Below are 17,210 nucleotides of genomic sequence, written 5' to 3' on the forward strand. Positions count from 1 at the left end.
TCTCGGCGTTCGGGCGCGGCGTTCGGTGTGCGGGCGCGGCGTGCGGCTTGCGGGCGGGTTACGGAGGTCTCACACCAAGGTTTCGGCGTACCGAAACCTTGCTAGGGTCGAGGCATGAGCTCGTCCGACACCCGCCGTGCCGACGCCGACCACCCCCGTGACGGCCGTGCCCCGCAGGTCGTGCACGCCCGACCGCGCGGCACCCTGCTCGGCCCGGCGTTCGTCGCCGCGATCGCGTACGTCGACCCCGGCAACGTCGCCGCCAACCTCACGGCCGGGGCGGCGTACCAGTACACGCTCCTCTGGGTGCTCGTCCTCGCGAACGCCATCGCGGTGCTCGTCCAGTACCTGTCGGCGAAGCTCGGCATCGTCACGGGTCGGTCGCTGCCCGAGGTGATGGGCACGCGCCTCCGTCGTCGGCCCCTCCGGCTGGCGTACTGGGGTCAGGCCGAGCTGGTGGCGGCCGCGACCGACGTCGCCGAGATCATCGGGGGAGCCCTCGCGCTCCAGCTGCTCTTCGGGGTGCCGCTGGTCGTCGGGGGTCTGATCACCGGCCTCGTCTCGCTCGGCCTGCTGCTGCTCACGAGGTACCGCAGCGGGCGGGTGTTCCAGACCGTCGTCATCGCCCTGCTCGCCGTCCTCACGCTCGGCTTCTGCGCGGGGCTGCTCTTCGCCCCGCCGTCGGCCGGAGGCATGCTCGCCGGTCTCGTGCCCCGCTTCGAGGACAGCACGGCGGTGCTGCTCGCCGCGTCGATGCTCGGCGCGACGGTCATGCCGCACGCGGTCTACCTGCACTCCGCGCTCACCCGCGACCACCACGGCGTCGTGGCCGAGGGGGCGGATCGTGCCCGCGTGCTGAAGGCCACCCGGTGGGACGTCGTGCTGGCGTTGCTCGTCGCCGGCGGCGTCAACATCGCCATGCTCGTGCTCGCGGCCTCGACCCTGTCGGGTCAGGACGGCACCGACACGATCCCCGGGGCCCAGCGGGCCATCGCGGCGGCGCTCGGGCCGGTGATCGGCGTCCTGTTCGCCGTCGGCCTCCTCGCGTCGGGTCTCGCGTCCACGTCGATCGGGGCGATGGCGGGCGCCGAGATCATGAAGGGCCTGCTGCACGTGCAGGTGCCGCTCATGGTGCGCCGGGTCGTCACGTTGATCCCGGCCCTCGTGCTGCTCGCGACGGGCATCAGCCCGACGTGGTTGCTCGTGCTCAGCCAGGTCGTGCTGAGCTTCGGCATCGCCTTCGCCCTCGTGCCCCTCGTCGTGGCGACGAGCGACCGCTCGCTCATGGGCACGGGCGTCAACGCCGTCGGCACGCGGATCGCCGGTTGGGTGGCCGTGGTCGTCGTCGTGGCCCTCAACCTCGTGCTGATCGGGCTGACCGTCTCGGGGGCGTGAGGGTCGGCGGCGAGGCGACCCGCGCCTCCTGCGATCCCGACCCGGCCCGACCCGACCCGACCCGACCCGCCCCGACTCGGCCCGGCCGAGACGAGCCGCGCCGTCAGCGGTCGGCGCCGCCGGTCGTGGGTTCGATGTGCGGGCCGTCGTCGGGGTCGGCGCCGGCCGCGGCCTTCTCGGCCTGGCGACGGTCGAACGCCGCTTGCATCGACTCGGCGTGGTCCGTCTTGGCCTTCGCGAGGGCCTCGTCGTCGCCGCGCATGGTCGCCGCGGTCGACCGCAGGCGCGCCCCCACGGCCTTCACGAAGTCGGCCGGGCTGGGGCTGAAGTCGTCGCTCTCGTCGCCGTCCCCCGCGTCGACGTAATGGTGCAGCTCGACGCCCTCGTCGTGTCGGATCGGCTGCTGGGCGTGCTCGACGCAGAGCTTGGCGACCTCTTCGGCGTGGGCGTGCATGACGGAGTGGGCGGCCCCGGGCATCTCCCACACGCGGGACGAGGGCAGCAGTTCGCCGACGCGGCGCACCCACTCGCGTGGGGCGACGGCGTCGTGCTCGCCCCGGATGACCAGGGTGTCGGCGGCGATCTGCGGCAGGTGCCGCTCGATCGGGTACGTCATCATCTTCGGCAGGATGCGCGAGAACCAACGCACCCCGCAGAGCACGTAGGCGCTCAGGGCCAGGAACTTCACCCGGCCGGGCTCGTGCCAGGCGGCCCGGGCGAACCGCACCGCCTGCTCGAGCACGTGACGATGGGCCGGATCGATCACCGGCCCGATCAGCACGACGGTCGACAGGTCGGGTCGGCGCGCGGCGAGGTCGACGACGATCTGCGTGCCCATCGAGTGCCCGACGACGACCGGGTCGTGGAGTCCCAGTTCGTCGATGGCGGTGCCGACGAGGTCGGCGTACTCGCGGATGCTCAGGGCGTGACCCGGGTGCGGCACCCCGGCGAAGCCCGGCAGGTCGAGAGCGTGCACGGGGCCGAACTCGTTGAGGTTCGGCGCGAGGCGCTCGAAGTAGTCGGACGAGACGCCGATGCCCGGCACGAGGACGAACGGACGCTCGCCCGTGTCGCCGATCGTGTTGACCCGCACGTAGAGGTCGCCCCGCTCGACGCGACGCACGGTGACGGTCGTGTCGACGTCCCCCGCTCGCGAGGCGTCGCGGGCGGCCGCACGCCGTGGCGAACCGGCGTGGCGACGTCGAGGGGTCATCGGATCAGTGTGGCACGGTGGGCTCGGAGCCCGGGACGGTGGCGCGGGCGGGGTCCCCGGTGGCAGGCTGACCCCGCCGGGTCCCGCCCGCGGCCCACCGCCTCCGACCCACCCGCCTCGACGAGAGAAGAGTCATCGTGCCCGCTGCCGACATCGTCCGGACCGTCACCCTCGCCGCGCCTCCCGCCGTGGTCTTCGACGCCGTCACCACGGGCACCGGCGGGTGGCTCTGGCCCGGTGAGGTCGAACCCCGGGTGGGAGGCGCGGCCGGGCCGGGCGCGGTGGTCACGGCCTGGCGACCGGGTCGTCACTACGCCAACCGCATGGAGGGCGAGGGCGGCTGGTTCAACGAGCTCGACTTCGCCCTCGAGGCAGGCGACGACACCGAGGAGGCGACCCGGCTGACCTACCGGCACTCGAGCGTCTTCGACGAGGGGCAGGTGCCCGGCGTCGAGGAGCACACCGACTTCTACCTGCACACCCTCGCCGAGTACGTCGCATGGTTCACGGGGCGGGAGGCCACGTTCACGAGCGTCGACGCCCCGGAGTCGTCGCGGGCGGCGGGATCGGCCGCCCGGGTGCTGCAGGCCCTCGACCTGGCCGACGACGTCGAGGTCGGTGACGCCGTCGTGGTCGACCTGCCCGGCGTCGGTCCGGTCGCCGCGGGACTCTCGTACCGCACGGCGTCGTTCGTGGGGCTCCGGACCGCGAGCGCGCTCGTCCGCGTCTTCGGGCGGGAGGCCTGGGGGGCCGGGGTGAGCGTCAGCGTCCACGACTTCGCCGACGGGGCCGACGCCGCCGCGACCGGGTCGGCCTGGCATAGGTGGCTCGACGACCTGTTCTCGTGAGCCGCGCCTCCTCGTCCCCACGGAGGGGTGACCGGGCCGTCCGGTGAGGGCGCGGTGCCGTCAGGCGGAGGCCACGACGACGTCGAGGGCACGGAGGTTGCGCCGCAGGATCAGCGAGAGGGCGAGTGCGGACGCCGGCCCGGCGGCCCGCATCCACCACGCGGCGGGGAGCCAGACGACGCGGATGTCGAGGGTGACGCGGTCGTCGTCGTGGTGGTGCACGCGGTAGCTCTCCCAGCCGCGCTGGGGGTGGCCGACCAGGGCGGCGTGTCCGAAGCCGATCTCGGTGGCGGACCGGACGACGGCGAACACCCGGCAGGCGACCGGTGGGTGCACGGGGCCGAGGGTCACGCCCCAGACGCTCGTCGCACCGACGGCCACGCGGTCGGGCACCTCGAGGGGCACGAAGCCCGAGCCGCGGTGCACCTGCCAGTGCAGCACGGCGTCCCCTGCGGCCTCGAAGGCGGCCCGGCCGTGGCCGATCACCCGACTACGCGTCGTCACGTGGAATCCGGTCGGCGGCGGACCGTCGAGGGTGGGCTCGCCCTCGAAGGCGTAGCCGTCGCCGAACCGGGCGCGGTACGGGTGTGACGTCATGGGTCGACCCTGCCACGTGAGGACGCCGGGCCGGGCATGATCGGACGGTGACCGACGCGACCGCCCCGACGCCGACCCCGCTCCCGACCCCGCCCACGGCCTTCCTGATCCTTCACGGCTGGCAGAACCATCGTCCCGAGGGGCACTGGCAGCGCTGGCTCGCCGGCGAGCTCGAGGCCCGCGGACACGTGGTGCGCTACCCGCAGCTGCCCGACGCCGACGAGCCCACGCCCGCCGCCTGGGACGCCGCGGTGCGACACGAACGGGCCGCCCTGCCCGCGGGCCGTCCGGTGACGGTGCTGTGCCACAGCCTCTCGTGCCTGCTCTGGTTGAGGCTGCAGGCCGGCGTCGCGCCTCCGTCCGCCGACCGGGTGGCGCTGGTCGCGCCTCCGTCGCCCGAGCTGATCGCCGGCCAGCCGATCCACGCGTTCGTGGCCGGGGAGCTGTTCGACGGGCGGCGGCTCGCGCTCGGGGGCGACGACGAGTCGGTCGTCGTCGCCGGGAACGACGACGAGTGGCTGCCGCTCGGCCCGGTCGACACCTGGGAGGCGCGGGTCGACGCCCCGGTCGTCGTCGTGCCCCGAGGCGGTCACCTCACCCCGGACTCGGGCTACGGCGAGTGGCCGGCGGTCCTGGCCTGGGCGCTCGGGGCACCCGCGGCGGAGGCCTTCGGCTGATCCGCCGCCGGCCACGACCGTCGGCCGATCGAACTGCCCATCAGCAGTGCGACGAGGGCGAGTCCGGAACAGCACAGGGTGATCGGGTTCACGGTCACGGCCGCCCACGTGCCGAGGTCGGCCTGGGCGGCCGACAACAGAGGTGAGGCCGAGACCGCTACCACGGCGACGGCGCCAAGGGCCCCGAGAGCCCAGAGCAGGACGGCCTCGAAGGAGGCGATGGCCCGAAGGGTCGCCGGGGCGGCTCCCGCGGCGAGCAGTGCTCGCCCGGTGTCTCGACGGATCGGGGCCGACAGGCTGAAGACGAGTGCACCCGTGACCGCTGCGAGGAGGGCGGGCGCCGTGGCGAGACCGGTCACGGCCGCCCAGTTGATCGTCGTCTCCGACGTGACCAGCGAACCGAACGCACGGAGGGCCTCGTCGCCCGCCAGGAAGACGGCGGCGAGTCCGCCGGGGACGGCGACGCCGACCATCGGCACCGAGATGCCCGCGCCATCGCGGCGGACGCCGTCCGCGACGGCCTGGAAGGCGAGTCGGGGAATGGTCCATCGGGTACCCCGCGCAACCAGACCGAGCCCGGCGGCGGCCAGACGGCAGACCGCAGGGCCTGTCGTCGACGCGGCGACGGATCCGAGGACGACGAGGAGGAGCGACCAGGGCACCAGCCCGGCCACGTCGTCGTCCCTCATCGAAGTCGACGGCATCAGGGCCAGGAGCACCACGACGGCCGCGACGGGGATCGCGCAACCGAGCACGCGGCCGAGCCTGGCCCGTCGCGGACGCGGCGGGAAGCGGCTCGTCGCACCTACCAGCGCCGGGGTCAGTGAGAAGGCGACGACGACCGATGTGCCGACGGTGACCAGTGGACCCGTGGTGAGGACGAGGGAACCCCAGGGAGTTGCCAGGGGGTTGAGGGCCGTGGCCGTCACGATCACGATGACGACACCCCCCGTGGCGGCCGCGACCGTCACGACGGCCGTCTCGAGGGCGATGAGCGCGCGCCCCTGCCACGGCAGGACGCCCAAGGGCACCCAGGCGAGACGGGTCGGGTCGAACTGTGACTGGGTCAGCCGTGACACGGCGGCGAGGCACGTCGTGCCGGCGACGACGGCCATGAACGCCGCGGGAGTCGTCCACGAGCGGACGATGCCTCCGAGGGGGGCGGGCGCACCGCCTGCCGAGTCGACACCCGTCAGGGCGAGGCCGGCGACGACGGTGGTGACCAGGACGACGGCGCCGTAGGCGAACCAGGTGGCCCGATCGGTCGCGAGCATGCGCAGGGAGGCCCCGGCGAGACGAGCGAGGCCGATCATCTTTCGCTCTGTGTGTCGTGTACGGCTCGCATCCGCCGGCGGATGTCCGACGCCGTCGTCGGGGTCAGATGCGTGACGACCTGCCCCTCGGTGATCGCCGCGACGGCATCGACGCTGGCGGCGAGCTCGAGATCGTGCGTGACCAGCACCGTGCCGCACCCCGCGGCCGCGAGCGCACGGATGCCGTCGACGACGTCGGCGCGGCTCTCGGCGTCGAGGCTCGAGGTCGGTTCGTCCAACGTCGCGAAAGGTGCCCGTTGGGCCAGCACCCGGGCGAAGGCGACCCTCTGCCGCTCGCCGCCGGACAGCTCGTCGGGTCGCCGGTCGGCCAGTCTGGTCAGGCCGAGGTCGGCGACGGTCGATCGGGCAGTGGATCGCGACTTCGGGATGCGGCGGAGGTCGAGAGCGATCTGCACGTTGTCCAAGGCCGACAAGGACGGTACGAGGCCGCCGTCTTGAAGGACGATGCTGAACAGCTCTCGCCGTCGCCGAGCGAGCCGGGAGGGGGACAAGGACGTCAGATCGAGGTCGTCGACGAAGACCTGACCCGAGGAAGGGCGTTGGAGGCCCGTCAGGCAGCGAAGCAGAGAGCTCTTGCCGCTGCCGGATGCTCCCACGAGCGCTGTCGTGGACGATCGGGCGATCTCGAGTGCGGGAGCGGCCACCACCGGTCGGCGCCCGTACCGGATCTCGACGTCCGCCAGTCGTAGTCGATTCGCCTCGTGCATCGCACCAAACTACCGTGACATGTCAGACCGTCATGTCACGGCGAACCGCCTCGAGCAGGGCAGGGCAGGGCAGGGCAGGGCAGAGCAGAGCAGAGCAGGGCAGGGCCGCGGCCGTCCGCGCCGGGCCTACGCGTCTGGCGCGAGGAAGGCGGCGGCGGCGCGTGACAGGTAGGCCGGGTCGTCGGCTCCGCACAACTCGCGGGCCGAGTGCATGCCGAGCAACGGGATGCCGACGTCGATCGTCCGGATGCCGAGCCGCGTCGCGGTGATCGGTCCGATGGTCGAGCCGCAGGGCACCGAGTTGTTCGAGACGAACTCCTGGAACGGCACACCCGCCTGCTCGCACGCCCGTGACCACTCGGCCGCCCCGAGCCCGTCGGTGGCGTAGCGCTGGTTCGCGTTGATCTTGAGCAGTGGCCCGCGGTTGACGACCGGCTGGTTGACCGGGTCGTGCCGCTCGGGGTAGTTCGGGTGCACCGCGTGCCCGGCGTCCGCGCTCAGGCACCACGACCCGGCGAGTGCCCGGCGGTGATCGGTCGTCGTCGCCCCGAGACCGGCCGAGACCCGGGCCAGGACGTCCTCGAGCAGCGGCCCGGCTGCACCCGACGGGGTGGCCGAACCGACCTCTTCGTGGTCGAACGCCGCGAACACGGCGACGTGGTCGAGTTCGACGCCCGAGGTCGCCGTCTCGACCAGTGCGACGAGACCGGCGTGGGTCGACGACAGGTTGTCCATGCGCCCGGCGGCGAAGAGCTCGCCCGACATCCCCAGGACCGCAGGAGGCGCGGTGTCGGCCACGACCACGTCGTACCCGGTCACGTCGGCTCCGGTCAGCCCGGCCAACCCGGCGAGGTGGCCGAGGACGTCGGCCTCGTCGAGCGGCCCCGCCCCGACCACGGGGTTCAGGTGGCGCTGGGGGTCGAGCTTCAGGCCCTCGGCGTTGACGCCCCGGTCGAGGTGGACGGCGAGCTGCGGGAAGCGCAGCAGCGGCCCGGTGCGCACCAGGTGCGTCTCGCCGCTGCGGGTGACCAGTCGGCCGGCGAACTCGAGGTCGCGGTCGAGCCACGAGTTGAACAGCGGACCGCCGTAGACCTCGACGCCGGCCTGCAGCCAGCCGCGGGTGCCGGTCGTCGGCTTGGGCTTCAGCTTGAAGCCGGGGGAGTCGGTGTGCGCTCCGACGACGCGGAACGGCGTCGTGGCCGTCGCGGTGGCCGGCTCGATCCAGGCGATGACCGCGCCGTCGCGCACGACGTAGCGACGGCCCGGGCCCGAGGGCCACTCGGCGGTCTCGTCGAGGGCGGTGAACCCGGCGTCGTCGAGCCGGCGGGCGGCCTCGGCCGCGGCGTGGAAGGACGAGGGCGAGGCCTGGATGAAGCGGGCGAAGTCGTCGAGGTGGGGGCGCGTGTCAGTCATCCCCACCAGCATGCACCACCCGGTCGCCGCCGAGACCTCACGAAGGGGCCGAGGCCCCTGCTCGCGCACGTGGGTCTCGGCGCGCTCCCGGGGTCTCACACGGGTCAGCGGCCGCCGCTGCCGCCGCGGTTCGCGCCGATGTCGCCGCGGTGGGCGTTCGCCTCGGGGTCGGCCGAGTGCGGGTCCTCGTCGTCGACGGTCAAGGCGGCGTCCTGCTCGCCCGAGACGCCCCCGGGGCTCACGGCGACGTAGCCGTCCTCGCCCGAGTGGCTGCCGCCGAGCGGCTGCGTGACGTCGCCGTCCGGCGTCGCGTCGCCCGATGCGGCGGGTTCGCCCTGCGTGTCGGTCGGGCCCGTGCCGTGGGCGGCCCGGTGCGTCTCGATCGCGGCGGCCTCGACCGCAGCCTGGTCGTCGGGTCGGTCGTCGTCGGTGTTCATGCTGGCCGCTCTCGTCGTGGAGGAAATGTCGGGGAGTGGAACGGTAGACGCCCCCGATCCACGGTGTTCGGCGCCCGTCACTCGGGCACGGGAAGGGAGGTCGCGTGGAGGGCGAACCAGACGCCGGCGACGAGCAGGCCCACGGCGACGAGCGGGAGTCCGACGGTGCGGTTGCGGACGCCGTAGGCGATCCAGCCGACGATCGCCGCCGTGCTCACGAGGGCGAGGGCGGCAGCGACGACGGCCAGTGCCGGGGACGGAGAATCGCGCTGCCACTCGGACAGTCCTGCCGCGACGGCCGGGACAGGCGTGCTGATCCACATGGGCAGGAGCGCCGCGTCCCCCAACCCCTTGAGTGTCGGGCGTGTGTCGTCATCCCAGCGTGCTCGGTAGAACCCGTCGACATGCGTGCCGCCGAGGTGCGGCGGCAACATGGCCACGAGATCGCGGGGCAGGTCGGCACCCGGTTCGAGTCGCAGATAGGTGCGGAGACGGTTGAGGGTCGTGATGCCGGTCATCACGCGCCAGAACACCCGGCGTTCGTGGGCGGTCGTGTAGCCGTCGATCACGATGCCCCACCGGGCCGCCTGGTCGACATGGCCTTCCGCCCGGGCGAAGTCCGTCAGGGCCATCCGGACCATCAGATCCCGGGGCGCCTGCTCGGCCAGCGCTCGCAACAGGACCCGCGCCTCCTCGATCTCGTCCGCGGCGCGATGCGCGCTGACGATGTCGAGGGTGCCGTCGATGTCCACCGGACGAGTATCGAGCATTCCGGCGGCCGGGCGCCTCACGGCGCGGTCGGCAGCACCGCGGCCCAGAGGTGGAACAGGGCGTAGGCGCGCCAGGGCGACCACGGTGCCCCGGCGACCTCGGCCTCCTTCGTCGTCAGGCCGCCCATCACGCGCCGCAGCACGAGGTCGCCCGCCGGCCAGGCGTCGCGGTCGCCGAGGGCGCGCACGGCCAGGTACTCGACGGTCCACGGGCCGATGCCGGGCACGGCGAGCAGGCGTCGGCGGGCGTCGGCGTGGTCGACGTCGGGGGCGATGACGAGTCCGTCGGCGACGACCTCGGCCAGGGCGTGGATCGTCCGCGCGCGACTGTTCGTCACCCCGACCGCGGCCCGCAGCTCGTCGACGTCGGCGGCCGCCAGGCGGTCGGCGCGGGGGAACCGCGTCAGGCCCGTCCCCGCGACGGGTTCGCCATGGGCCGCGACGAGCCGCCCGGTGAAGGTGCGCGCCGCGGCGAGCGAGACCTGCTGCCCGAGCACCGTCATCACGGCCGTCTCGAACCCGTCGGGGTTGCCCGTCACGCGGATGCCCGGACGCGCCGCGACGAGCGGCCCGAGCACGGGGTCGTCGGCGAAGCCCCGCTCGACGTCGTCGAGGTCGGTGTCGAGGTCGAGCCACGTCCGCACGACGCGTCGTGCCTCGTCGACCGTCGCCTCCGTCGGCAGCACGCCGTCGGGCCCGGTCACCGTCACGTCGACCCCGGTGGCCGCGAACGACAGGTCGAGACGGTGGGAGGCGCGCTCGGCTCCCGTGCCCAGCTCGACCAGTCGCGCGTGCGTGGCCGCGGCGACGTCGGTGGCTTCGGCTCCCGGCACGCTGTGCGCCGCCAGCAATCCCACGGCGTGCGCGTGGTCCCAGGCGCCGACGGGTTCGACGACGAAGCGCGCGGGCGCCCCGTGCGGTACCGCCCCATGCGGTACCGCCCCGACCGGTGCCGCCCCGTGCGGTACCGCCCCGTCGGGCGAGTCCGCGGTCACGACCCGGCCGCCCGGGGGCCGCCGTCCGGCACCGGCCGGCCGTCGTCGGCCCACACCCCGGACGACCCGCGGCGGTGGCTGTCGACGAGGTGCGTGTCGACGATGCCCGCGGCCTCCATCAGCGCGTGCATGGTGGTCGGCCCCACGAAGGTGAACCCCTTCGCCTTGAGTGCCCGCGAGAGGGCGAGCGACTCCGGCGACGTCGTCGGCACCTCGGCCATCGTGCGGGGCCGGGGAGTCTCGGCCGGCCGGAACGACCAGACGAAGTCGACCAGGCCGCCGTCGGCCCTCAGGTCGAGCGTCGCCCGCGCGTTGCGGATCGTCGCGTCGACCTTGAGCCGGTTGCGGACGATCCCCGCGTCGGCCATCAGCCGTGCCCGGTCCTCGTCGCCGAAGCGGGCGACGACCTCGGGGTCGAAGTCGGAGAACGCGCTCCGGAACGCGGGCCGCTTGCGCAGGATCGTCGCCCACGACAGCCCGGACTGGAACGCCTCGAGGCTCAGCCGTTCGAACAAGCCGTGCTCGTCGCGGACGGGCAGGCCCCACTCGGTGTCGTAGTAGTCGCGCAGCAGCGGGTCGGTCGACGCCCAGACCGGCCGGGCCAGCCCGTCGTCACCGACCACGACGCCCGCGCCCGCCACGTCCGACGGCACCGCTCCCGGGTCGGACGCCGTCACGCCGGAGGTCACCGCGTCGCTCACGCCCCCGCCTCGAGGTCGATCAGGATCTGCTTGGCCGCCATGCCCCCACGGTAGTTGCCCGAGGACCCGTCGCTCCGCACCACCCGGTGGCAGGGGACGACGAGCGGCAGGGGGTTGGTGGCGCAGGCCGTGCCGACGGCCCGCACCGCGCGAGGACTGCCCGAGGCCAGCGCCACCGCGGCGTAGCTCGCCGTCGACCCGTAGCCGATGTCGGGCAGGTGCTCGAGCACCGTCCGCTGGAACCCCGTCGACAGGCGCCGGTCGAGCGGCAGGTCGAACGCGCGGCGCTCGCCGCGGAAGTACTCGTCGAGCTCGCGTGCCACGGTGTCGAGCCGTGACGGCGCCTCGACGATGCGCGGGCTGACCGTCGAGGCGAGGCGGTCGAGCACCGTGTCGTGCCCCTCGATCTCGAAGGCCACCCGCAGCACGCCCACGTCGGTGGCGCAGAGCAGCAGGAGGCCGACGGGGGAGTCGAGGGTGCGGTAGGCCACGTCGACCGCCCCGACGCCGAGGGCGGTCTCGGCGAAGCGGGCGTGCAGCGCGGCGAGTCGCTCGTCGGTCGGGTCGAGGCCGGTCAGCAGGTCGCCGGGGTCGGTCGACGCGTCGATGGGGGAGGCGGTCATCGGGTGCCCTTCGGCTCGGGGGAGGCGGACGGGACGGAGGCGCGGCCGGCGGCCCGGTCGGAGGCGTCGGCCGGTCGGGGCGTCGCCGGCTCCGCGAGCAGCCGCCGCAGCGCCGCGATGCCGTCGGCGGACGCGCGCCGGGCCGCGTCCGCGCTGATGCCGGTCAGCTCGGCGACCTCGCGGTGCGAGAGCCCGACGAGGTGGTGGTAGACCACGGCACGCCGCTGGCCCGGCGGCAGGGTGCGCAACGCACCGTCGAGCTCGTCCGCGCGCGCGACGGTCTCGTCGTGAGGAGGCGCGGGCGGCGGTTCGGGCACCGTCTCGACCGGCCGGGGGCGACGCTCGCGTGCCCGCAGCACGTCGATCGCCTTGCGGTGCGCGATGGTCACCAGCCACGCCTCGAGGTTCGTCGACGCCGGGAGCGACGGGTACGCGACGAGGGCCGCCACGAACGTCTCGCTCCAGGCGTCGTCGGTGTCGTGCTCGTCGAGCACGGCCCGGCAGACGCGCCAGACCGTGCGACCGTGCCGGGCGACCACGCGCTCGAAGGGTTCCACGTCAGAACAGCCGACCGGAGTCGGGGCCCGACGGCTGGTCGGCCTCCAGCCAGAGCAGGAACCGTTTGCGGTCGAGCCCGCCGGCGTAGCCGACCAGGGCCCCGCCCGAGCCGACCACGCGGTGGCACGGCACGACGATGCTCAACGGGTTGAGCCCGTTGGCGGCGCCGACCGCCCGGGCCAGGCCGACGCCGCCGAGCGCGGTCGCGAGCTGCCCGTAGCTGCGGGTCTCGCCGAAGGGGATGTCGCGGAGGAGCGTCCACACCCGCACCTGGAAGTCGTTGCCGCGCGGTGCCAGCGGGAGGTCGAAGGAGCGCCGCTCGCCGCCGAAGTACTCGCCGAGCTGGCGCCCGACCTCGGCGAAGTCGCTCAGGCCGACGCCGTCCCGCGAGACCGGGCCGAAGCCGGTCGGATCGGGCAGGTGGCGGTGCTCGTCGAAGTAGAGGCCGACGAGGCCCGTCTCGCCCCCGACGACGGTCAACGGGCCGACGGGGGTGTCGACGCTGGTGTGGACGCTCACGGTGCCTCCTGGCTCTCGGCGATGGTATCCACCCCGTAGACGCGGCAGCGGCACCGGATGTGAGGTCACCGGTCGACGAGATCGGACGCCCCGGGCCGACCGGGCCGGACGGTCCGACCGAACCGGTCCGGGTGATCGGGCCGGGCCGTCGAGCAGGTACCCTTGAACGCCCGGTCCGGGCACTCCACACTGTCGGGTGTGTGCGAGCGTCCGGGCCGGGTCTCTCGTCTCCGGCCGCTGGGCCCCGTACTGATCGTCGCTCGGGCTAGTGGCGCGTGCTGAACTCGCTCTCGCCCACGGGGGTGATCTCGCTCACCTCGACCCGGTCGACCCGGGCCCCACGAGGTCCCTCGTCCAGCCATTCGAGCAGCAGCGCCACCCGGTCGGGCCGTCCCTCGACCTCGACCTCGACGGTCCCGTCGGGCAGGTTGCGGACGAAGCCGCCGACGTCCAGTCGGTCCGCCTCGCCCTCGGTCGAGAAACGGAAACCCACGCCCTGCACCGAACCGTGCACGAGGGCCCGGCGTCTGATCACGTCGTCCATCGCTCGACCGTACCCGCGCCTCCTCGGGCTCGCCCTCGTTCCGCGCCCGGACGTCTCACCCCGCCACGAAGTGGACATCCCGCCACGGAAAGGGATGGCGGGATGTTCATTTCGTGGCGGGGTGCCGGGGTGGCGGAGCGACGGCTCACGCAGGCCGACGGCCGAGCCGACGCCGGCCGCCTCGCTACTTGTCGACCGTCGACATGTCGGCGTAGCGGGCGCCCTTCGGCGCGGCCACGTCGTCGAGCTGGTGCACCTGCTCGGCGTCGAGCACCACGTCGTCGGCCGCGACGTTCTCGTCGAGGTAGGCGCGGCGCTTCGTGCCCGGGATCGGCACGATGCCGTCACCCTTGGCGAGCAGCCAGGCGAGCGCGACCTGACCCGGTGTGGCGCCGACGGCCCGGGCGACCTCGTCGACCTGCTGCACGATGCGGACGTTGGCCTGCAGGTTGTCGCCCGAGAAGCGGGGAGCGAACCGGCGGAAGTCGTCCTCGGCGAGCTCGTCCACCGAGCGGATGGTGCCCGTGAGGAACCCCCGACCGAGCGGCGAGTAGGGCACGAAGCCGATGCCGAGCTCGCGGACGGTCGGCAGGATCTCGGCCTCGGGCTCACGGCTCCACAGCGACCACTCGGTCTGCAGGGCGGTGATCGGGTGCGTCGCGTGGGCACGGCGGATCGTCTCGGGCGCCGCCTCGGACAGCCCGAGGAACCTCACCTTGCCGGCCGTGACGAGCTCGCCCATGGCGCCCACGGTCTCCTCGATGGGCACGAGCGGGTCGACGCGGTGCTGGTAGTAGAGGTCGATGTGGTCGATGCCGAGGCGCTTCAGCGAGCCGTCGACCGACCGGCGGACGTACTCGGGGCGACCGTCGACCGTGCGTTCGGCGCGGGCCTCGGGGTCGGTCACGTTGCCGAACTTCGTCGCGACGACGGCCTGGTCGCGGCGGCCCTTGAGGGCGCGGCCGAGCAGTTGCTCGTTCGTGTGCGGGCCGTACATGTCGGCGGTGTCGAGCAGGGTGACGCCCACGTCGAGCGCGCGGTGGATGACGCGCACCGACTCGTCGTCGTCGGTGCTGTTGCCGGTGTAGAAGGCGGACATGCCCATGAGGCCGAGGCCGAGGCGGCCGACGTCGAGTCCGCCGTCGACCTGGCCGAGTGTGGTGTTCTTCATGGTCCCGAGCCAACTCCCTCGCACCCGGTGCGGGCACATGCCCGGCCCACGGGCCCACGGGCCCACGGGCCGACGGACAGCAGGAGGCGCGGTGCCCGTCGACCGGACACCGCGCCTCCTCTGCCTCGTGGGGTCAGGCCCCGGGGGCCGCCGCGGTCAGCGGCGCCCCGCCCGGCGACGGGTGACGGCCGAGCCCGTGACGAGCGCGAGGCCGAGGGCCAGGGCGGCCGCCGCGACGCCGAGCGGCAGGCCCGGCTCGCTGCCGGTGTAGGCGAGCGGTCGGCCCGAGCCGCCGGTGCCCGTGCCGCCCGTGCCCTGGCCTCCGGCTGCCGGCACGACGGGAGCCGGCGTGACGGTCGGGTCGGGGGTCGGCTCGGGGTCGGGCACCGGGGTCACCACGGGAGGCGCGGCGAGGGTGATGGTCGGGACGGTCCCGTCGGCGGTCGGCGCCGTGAACGACCCGAGGGTCTCGCCGTCGGCCACGACGTCGTAGGTCGTGCCGGGGACGAGGTCGTCGGCCCGGTAGACGCCCGCGGCGTCGGTGGTCGGGGTGGCGACGGGCTCGGGGTCGGTGGCGTCCGCCTCGATCAGCGACAGCTCGAGGTCGGCGGCGGGCGTGCCGTCGGAGTTCACGACGGTGCCCTCGACCGACACGGTCGCGGGGGCCGCGATCTGCACGGGCGGGATCGTCCCGCTCGTCGCGGGTGCGGTGATCGTGACGGCCGAGTCGACGTCCTCGTCGAGGACCACCTCGTACTGTTCGCCAGGGGTGAGGCCGTCGGCCGTGAACGAGCCGCCCGCGCCGGTCTCGACGCTCGCCACCGGCGCGGTCTCGCCGACCGGCACGATGTCGACCGTCGACCCGGTCGCGGGTGCCGATCCGTCGGGGTTCACGATGCTCGTCGTGATCTCGACGGTCGGGTCGAGCGTGATCGACGCGCCGGAGGCCGTGGTGACCGGACCGCGGGCGATGCCCGTGACCTCGTCCACCAGGTCGTACTCGGCCGCGGGGTCGAGCCCCTCGAAGGTGACCGAGCCGTCGGCTCCGGTCGTCCCCGACGCCACCGGGTCGATCTGGCCGGGCACGACGATGCTCACCGGACGGTCGGCCACGGGCGTCCCGTCGGCCTCCACGACCGTCACCGTGAGGGGCGCGGTGGCCACCGGGGGCACGGCGCCGGCGAAGGCGAAGTCGAGTCCGGGGGAGTCGTTGCCCGCGATGGTGAAGGGCACGGCAGGCAGATCCGCGGCGTCCTCCGGTGTGGTGACGTCGACCTCGTAGGGCGTGCCCGAGACGAGGCCGGGGACCGACCAGGTGCCGTCGGGGCCGACCGTCGTGGTGGTGCCGACGACCTCACCGGTCGCCGGGTCGACGACCGTCACGATCGCTCCGGGGTAGGCCGCGCCGTCGTTCGTCACCACCCCGCTCGCGGTGAAGGTCTTGGTCACGAACCACGTCTGGTAGACGGGGAACCCGGAACGCTGCTGGTACGTGAAGGTCAGCGTCGACAGCGGCACGGTCGGGCTGAACCAGGCGGCGGCGCCCTCGGTGTCGGACGCGGTGGCGTTGCCGTTCAGCACGCCCGTGGCGGCGTTCCAGGTCGGCACGTCGCGCAGTCCCGCGGCGTCGCACGACGGCGACGGACCGCCGGCCGCGGTGCGGCAGTAGTTGTACGTGCTCCCGAAGCCGAGGGCGTCGGCGGGCACGGCCACACCGTCGGCGCCGGTGGCCGACACGGTGACCTGGTCGGCGTCGACGTCGCCCAGCACGAACGACCAGTCGCTCGCGGGGGTGGCCCGGTCGAAGGTGTACGTCGTGACCGACGCGGCGGCCGCGGTCGGCGAATCCTGGGCGGGACGGAGGTTGAGGTAGGGGCGACCGCGGCTCGAGTCGTACTCGGCGCCGACCGGCGTGCCCGTGCCCTGCCACGTGCTCGATCCGCTGGGGATCGTCGCCTGGCGCGAGGTCGACGTGAACGTCGCCTGCGGGAAGTCCCCGGGGAGCGTCATCGTGCCCGTGAAGGCACGAGCCGTCCCGTCGACGGTGAAGTCGGCCCAGCCGACCGCTCCCGGTCCGGCGGCGGAGGCGCTGGTCGCGCCCCCGATGGCCAGCGCGCCGGCCACGACGACCGTCACCCCCGTCGCCGCCCATGCCCTGATGCGCCTGTCGATCATGTCGACGTCCCTCCGGCCCCACCCCTGATCGCGGGCCACGAGGTCGAGGTTATGTCAGGTGTGGTCGTCGTGTCACACCCGGACCGACCCGAGGCGTCGTCGCGGGCGTCGCCGCGTGCCGGGAACGACGAAGGGGCGCCGCCTCGCGACCGGTCACCCGGTGCGGAGGTCGGCGCCCCTTCGGGGACGTCGTGCGTCAGCGCTTCTTGGCGTTGGAGACGATGTCCTCCGAGTGGCCACCCGTCGCGCCCTTGGCCTTCTTGTCGGCGCGCTTCTCCTTCAAGGAGCGCACGGCAACCTTCGCGGTGCCTTTTTTCGCTGATTTCTCTGCCATGGTGGTGCCTCCGTCGCGGACCGAGATGATCCGGTCCGCCCGAGGCTACGGCGCCGCGGCCCCGGTGTCTGTAGCCGCGGCCATCTTCACGGCTCCTACACTGCCCAGTGGCCCGGTCCGCCTCACGCGAGGAGTCCGTGTCCGACCACCCGCCCGACCCGACGACACCCCGAGACGACAGGCCCCGATGACCCCCGTC

Annotated in this window: 19 protein-coding genes; 3 read left to right on the forward strand and 16 right to left on the reverse strand. The window is 73.9% G+C overall.

The window, feature by feature from the left end; all coding sequences use genetic code 11:
* Window positions 1–114 precede the first annotated feature (114 nt).
* Window positions 115–1,395, forward strand: coding sequence for an Nramp family divalent metal transporter (locus tag ARTHRO9V_RS05450; protein ID WP_123570566.1), 1,281 nt, complete (start codon window positions 115–117; stop codon window positions 1,393–1,395).
* Between the two features lie 103 nt (window positions 1,396–1,498).
* Here the strand turns inward: ARTHRO9V_RS05450 and ARTHRO9V_RS05455 are convergent, their stop codons facing one another.
* Window positions 1,499–2,608 (reverse strand): alpha/beta fold hydrolase, encoded by a 1,110-nt coding sequence (locus ARTHRO9V_RS05455; RefSeq protein WP_159826004.1) that lies wholly within the window; start codon window positions 2,606–2,608, stop codon window positions 1,499–1,501.
* A gap of 137 nt (window positions 2,609–2,745) precedes the next feature.
* Between ARTHRO9V_RS05455 and ARTHRO9V_RS05460 the strand changes: the two genes are divergently transcribed.
* Window positions 2,746–3,456: an SRPBCC domain-containing protein gene (locus tag ARTHRO9V_RS05460; RefSeq protein ID WP_159826006.1), complete on the forward strand. Its 711-nt coding sequence runs from the start codon at window positions 2,746–2,748 to the stop codon at window positions 3,454–3,456.
* A gap of 60 nt (window positions 3,457–3,516) precedes the next feature.
* Here the strand turns inward: ARTHRO9V_RS05460 and ARTHRO9V_RS05465 are convergent, their stop codons facing one another.
* Entirely contained in the window at window positions 3,517–4,053 is a 537-nt protein-coding gene (locus ARTHRO9V_RS05465; protein ID WP_159826008.1) for a DUF1990 family protein, read from the reverse strand.
* A gap of 47 nt (window positions 4,054–4,100) precedes the next feature.
* Here ARTHRO9V_RS05465 and ARTHRO9V_RS05470 point away from each other — a divergent pair, with 47 nt between their 5' ends.
* Window positions 4,101–4,730, forward strand: a complete 630-nt coding sequence (locus ARTHRO9V_RS05470) for an alpha/beta hydrolase (protein ID WP_159826010.1) — start codon at window positions 4,101–4,103, stop codon at window positions 4,728–4,730.
* Here the strand turns inward: ARTHRO9V_RS05470 and ARTHRO9V_RS05475 are convergent.
* From ARTHRO9V_RS05475 to ARTHRO9V_RS15760, 14 genes are all read right to left on the reverse strand, one after another.
* Window positions 4,664–6,043 carry a hypothetical protein gene (locus ARTHRO9V_RS05475; protein WP_159826012.1) on the reverse strand — a complete coding sequence of 460 codons (1,380 nt, stop codon included), beginning with the start codon at window positions 6,041–6,043 and terminating at the stop codon, window positions 4,664–4,666. The genes ARTHRO9V_RS05470 and ARTHRO9V_RS05475 overlap by 67 nt on opposite strands.
* Window positions 6,040–6,771, reverse strand: coding sequence for an ABC transporter ATP-binding protein (locus tag ARTHRO9V_RS05480; protein ID WP_159826014.1), 732 nt, complete (start codon window positions 6,769–6,771; stop codon window positions 6,040–6,042). The genes ARTHRO9V_RS05475 and ARTHRO9V_RS05480 overlap by 4 nt, the downstream gene beginning before the upstream one ends.
* 126 nt (window positions 6,772–6,897) lie before the next feature.
* Window positions 6,898–8,184 (reverse strand): M18 family aminopeptidase, encoded by a 1,287-nt coding sequence (locus ARTHRO9V_RS05485; RefSeq protein WP_056047805.1) that lies wholly within the window; start codon window positions 8,182–8,184, stop codon window positions 6,898–6,900.
* A 104-nt stretch (window positions 8,185–8,288) separates the two neighbouring features.
* Window positions 8,289–8,621 (reverse strand): hypothetical protein, encoded by a 333-nt coding sequence (locus ARTHRO9V_RS05490; RefSeq protein ID WP_123570562.1) that lies wholly within the window; start codon window positions 8,619–8,621, stop codon window positions 8,289–8,291.
* 77 nt (window positions 8,622–8,698) lie between these two features.
* Complete coding sequence (locus ARTHRO9V_RS05495; RefSeq protein WP_123570561.1) at window positions 8,699–9,373, reverse strand: hypothetical protein; 675 nt, start codon at window positions 9,371–9,373, stop codon at window positions 8,699–8,701.
* Window positions 9,374–9,408: 35 nt separating this feature from the next.
* Window positions 9,409–10,440 (reverse strand): DNA-3-methyladenine glycosylase, encoded by a 1,032-nt coding sequence (locus ARTHRO9V_RS05500; RefSeq protein WP_370516183.1) that lies wholly within the window; start codon window positions 10,438–10,440, stop codon window positions 9,409–9,411.
* Window positions 10,383–11,039 carry a DNA-3-methyladenine glycosylase I gene (locus ARTHRO9V_RS05505; RefSeq protein ID WP_159828485.1) on the reverse strand — a complete coding sequence of 219 codons (657 nt, stop codon included), beginning with the start codon at window positions 11,037–11,039 and terminating at the stop codon, window positions 10,383–10,385. Before ARTHRO9V_RS05505 ends, ARTHRO9V_RS05500 begins: the two co-directional genes overlap by 58 nt.
* A gap of 44 nt (window positions 11,040–11,083) precedes the next feature.
* Window positions 11,084–11,710, reverse strand: a complete 627-nt coding sequence (locus tag ARTHRO9V_RS05510; protein ID WP_159826018.1) for a methylated-DNA--[protein]-cysteine S-methyltransferase — start codon at window positions 11,708–11,710, stop codon at window positions 11,084–11,086.
* Window positions 11,707–12,267 carry an RNA polymerase sigma factor gene (locus ARTHRO9V_RS05515; protein ID WP_082460320.1) on the reverse strand — a complete coding sequence of 187 codons (561 nt, stop codon included), beginning with the start codon at window positions 12,265–12,267 and terminating at the stop codon, window positions 11,707–11,709. The genes ARTHRO9V_RS05510 and ARTHRO9V_RS05515 overlap by 4 nt, the downstream gene beginning before the upstream one ends.
* Before the next feature lies 1 nt (window position 12,268).
* Window positions 12,269–12,787, reverse strand: a complete 519-nt coding sequence (locus ARTHRO9V_RS05520) for a methylated-DNA--[protein]-cysteine S-methyltransferase (protein WP_159826020.1) — start codon at window positions 12,785–12,787, stop codon at window positions 12,269–12,271.
* Window positions 12,788–13,052: 265 nt separating this feature from the next.
* Complete coding sequence (locus ARTHRO9V_RS05525) at window positions 13,053–13,331, reverse strand: acylphosphatase (protein WP_056046650.1); 279 nt, start codon at window positions 13,329–13,331, stop codon at window positions 13,053–13,055.
* 184 nt (window positions 13,332–13,515) lie between these two features.
* Window positions 13,516–14,502 carry an aldo/keto reductase gene (locus ARTHRO9V_RS05530; RefSeq protein ID WP_159826022.1) on the reverse strand — a complete coding sequence of 329 codons (987 nt, stop codon included), beginning with the start codon at window positions 14,500–14,502 and terminating at the stop codon, window positions 13,516–13,518.
* 156 nt (window positions 14,503–14,658) lie between these two features.
* Window positions 14,659–16,677 (reverse strand): hypothetical protein, encoded by a 2,019-nt coding sequence (locus tag ARTHRO9V_RS05535; RefSeq protein WP_159826024.1) that lies wholly within the window; start codon window positions 16,675–16,677, stop codon window positions 14,659–14,661.
* A gap of 196 nt (window positions 16,678–16,873) precedes the next feature.
* Window positions 16,874–17,011, reverse strand: coding sequence for a hypothetical protein (locus tag ARTHRO9V_RS15760; RefSeq protein WP_173151413.1), 138 nt, complete (start codon window positions 17,009–17,011; stop codon window positions 16,874–16,876).
* Window positions 17,012–17,210: the final 199 nt, after the last annotated feature.

The sequence above is a fragment of the Frigoribacterium sp. 9N genome, assembly GCF_902506305.1.
Taxonomy (GTDB): domain Bacteria; phylum Actinomycetota; class Actinomycetes; order Actinomycetales; family Microbacteriaceae; genus Frigoribacterium.

Bases quoted from the DNA above. Each gene is read 5' to 3' on its own strand.
- ARTHRO9V_RS05450 (WP_123570566.1), top strand. From the start codon at position 115: ATGAGCTCGTCCGACACCCGCCGTGCCGACGCCGACCACCCCCGTGAC.
- ARTHRO9V_RS05455 (WP_159826004.1), bottom strand. From the start codon at position 2,608: ATGACCCCTCGACGTCGCCACGCCGGTTCGCCACGGCGTGCGGCCGCC.
- ARTHRO9V_RS05465 (WP_159826008.1), bottom strand. From the start codon at position 4,053: ATGACGTCACACCCGTACCGCGCCCGGTTCGGCGACGGCTACGCCTTC.
- ARTHRO9V_RS05475 (WP_159826012.1), bottom strand. From the start codon at position 6,043: ATGATCGGCCTCGCTCGTCTCGCCGGGGCCTCCCTGCGCATGCTCGCG.
- ARTHRO9V_RS05480 (WP_159826014.1), bottom strand. From the start codon at position 6,771: ATGCACGAGGCGAATCGACTACGACTGGCGGACGTCGAGATCCGGTAC.
- ARTHRO9V_RS05485 (WP_056047805.1), bottom strand. From the start codon at position 8,184: ATGACTGACACGCGCCCCCACCTCGACGACTTCGCCCGCTTCATCCAG.
- ARTHRO9V_RS05490 (WP_123570562.1), bottom strand. From the start codon at position 8,621: ATGAACACCGACGACGACCGACCCGACGACCAGGCTGCGGTCGAGGCC.
- ARTHRO9V_RS05510 (WP_159826018.1), bottom strand. From the start codon at position 11,710: ATGACCGCCTCCCCCATCGACGCGTCGACCGACCCCGGCGACCTGCTG.
- ARTHRO9V_RS05525 (WP_056046650.1), bottom strand. From the start codon at position 13,331: ATGGACGACGTGATCAGACGCCGGGCCCTCGTGCACGGTTCGGTGCAG.
- ARTHRO9V_RS05530 (WP_159826022.1), bottom strand. From the start codon at position 14,502: ATGAAGAACACCACACTCGGCCAGGTCGACGGCGGACTCGACGTCGGC.
- ARTHRO9V_RS05535 (WP_159826024.1), bottom strand. From the start codon at position 16,677: ATGATCGACAGGCGCATCAGGGCATGGGCGGCGACGGGGGTGACGGTC.
- ARTHRO9V_RS15760 (WP_173151413.1), bottom strand. From the start codon at position 17,011: ATGGCAGAGAAATCAGCGAAAAAAGGCACCGCGAAGGTTGCCGTGCGC.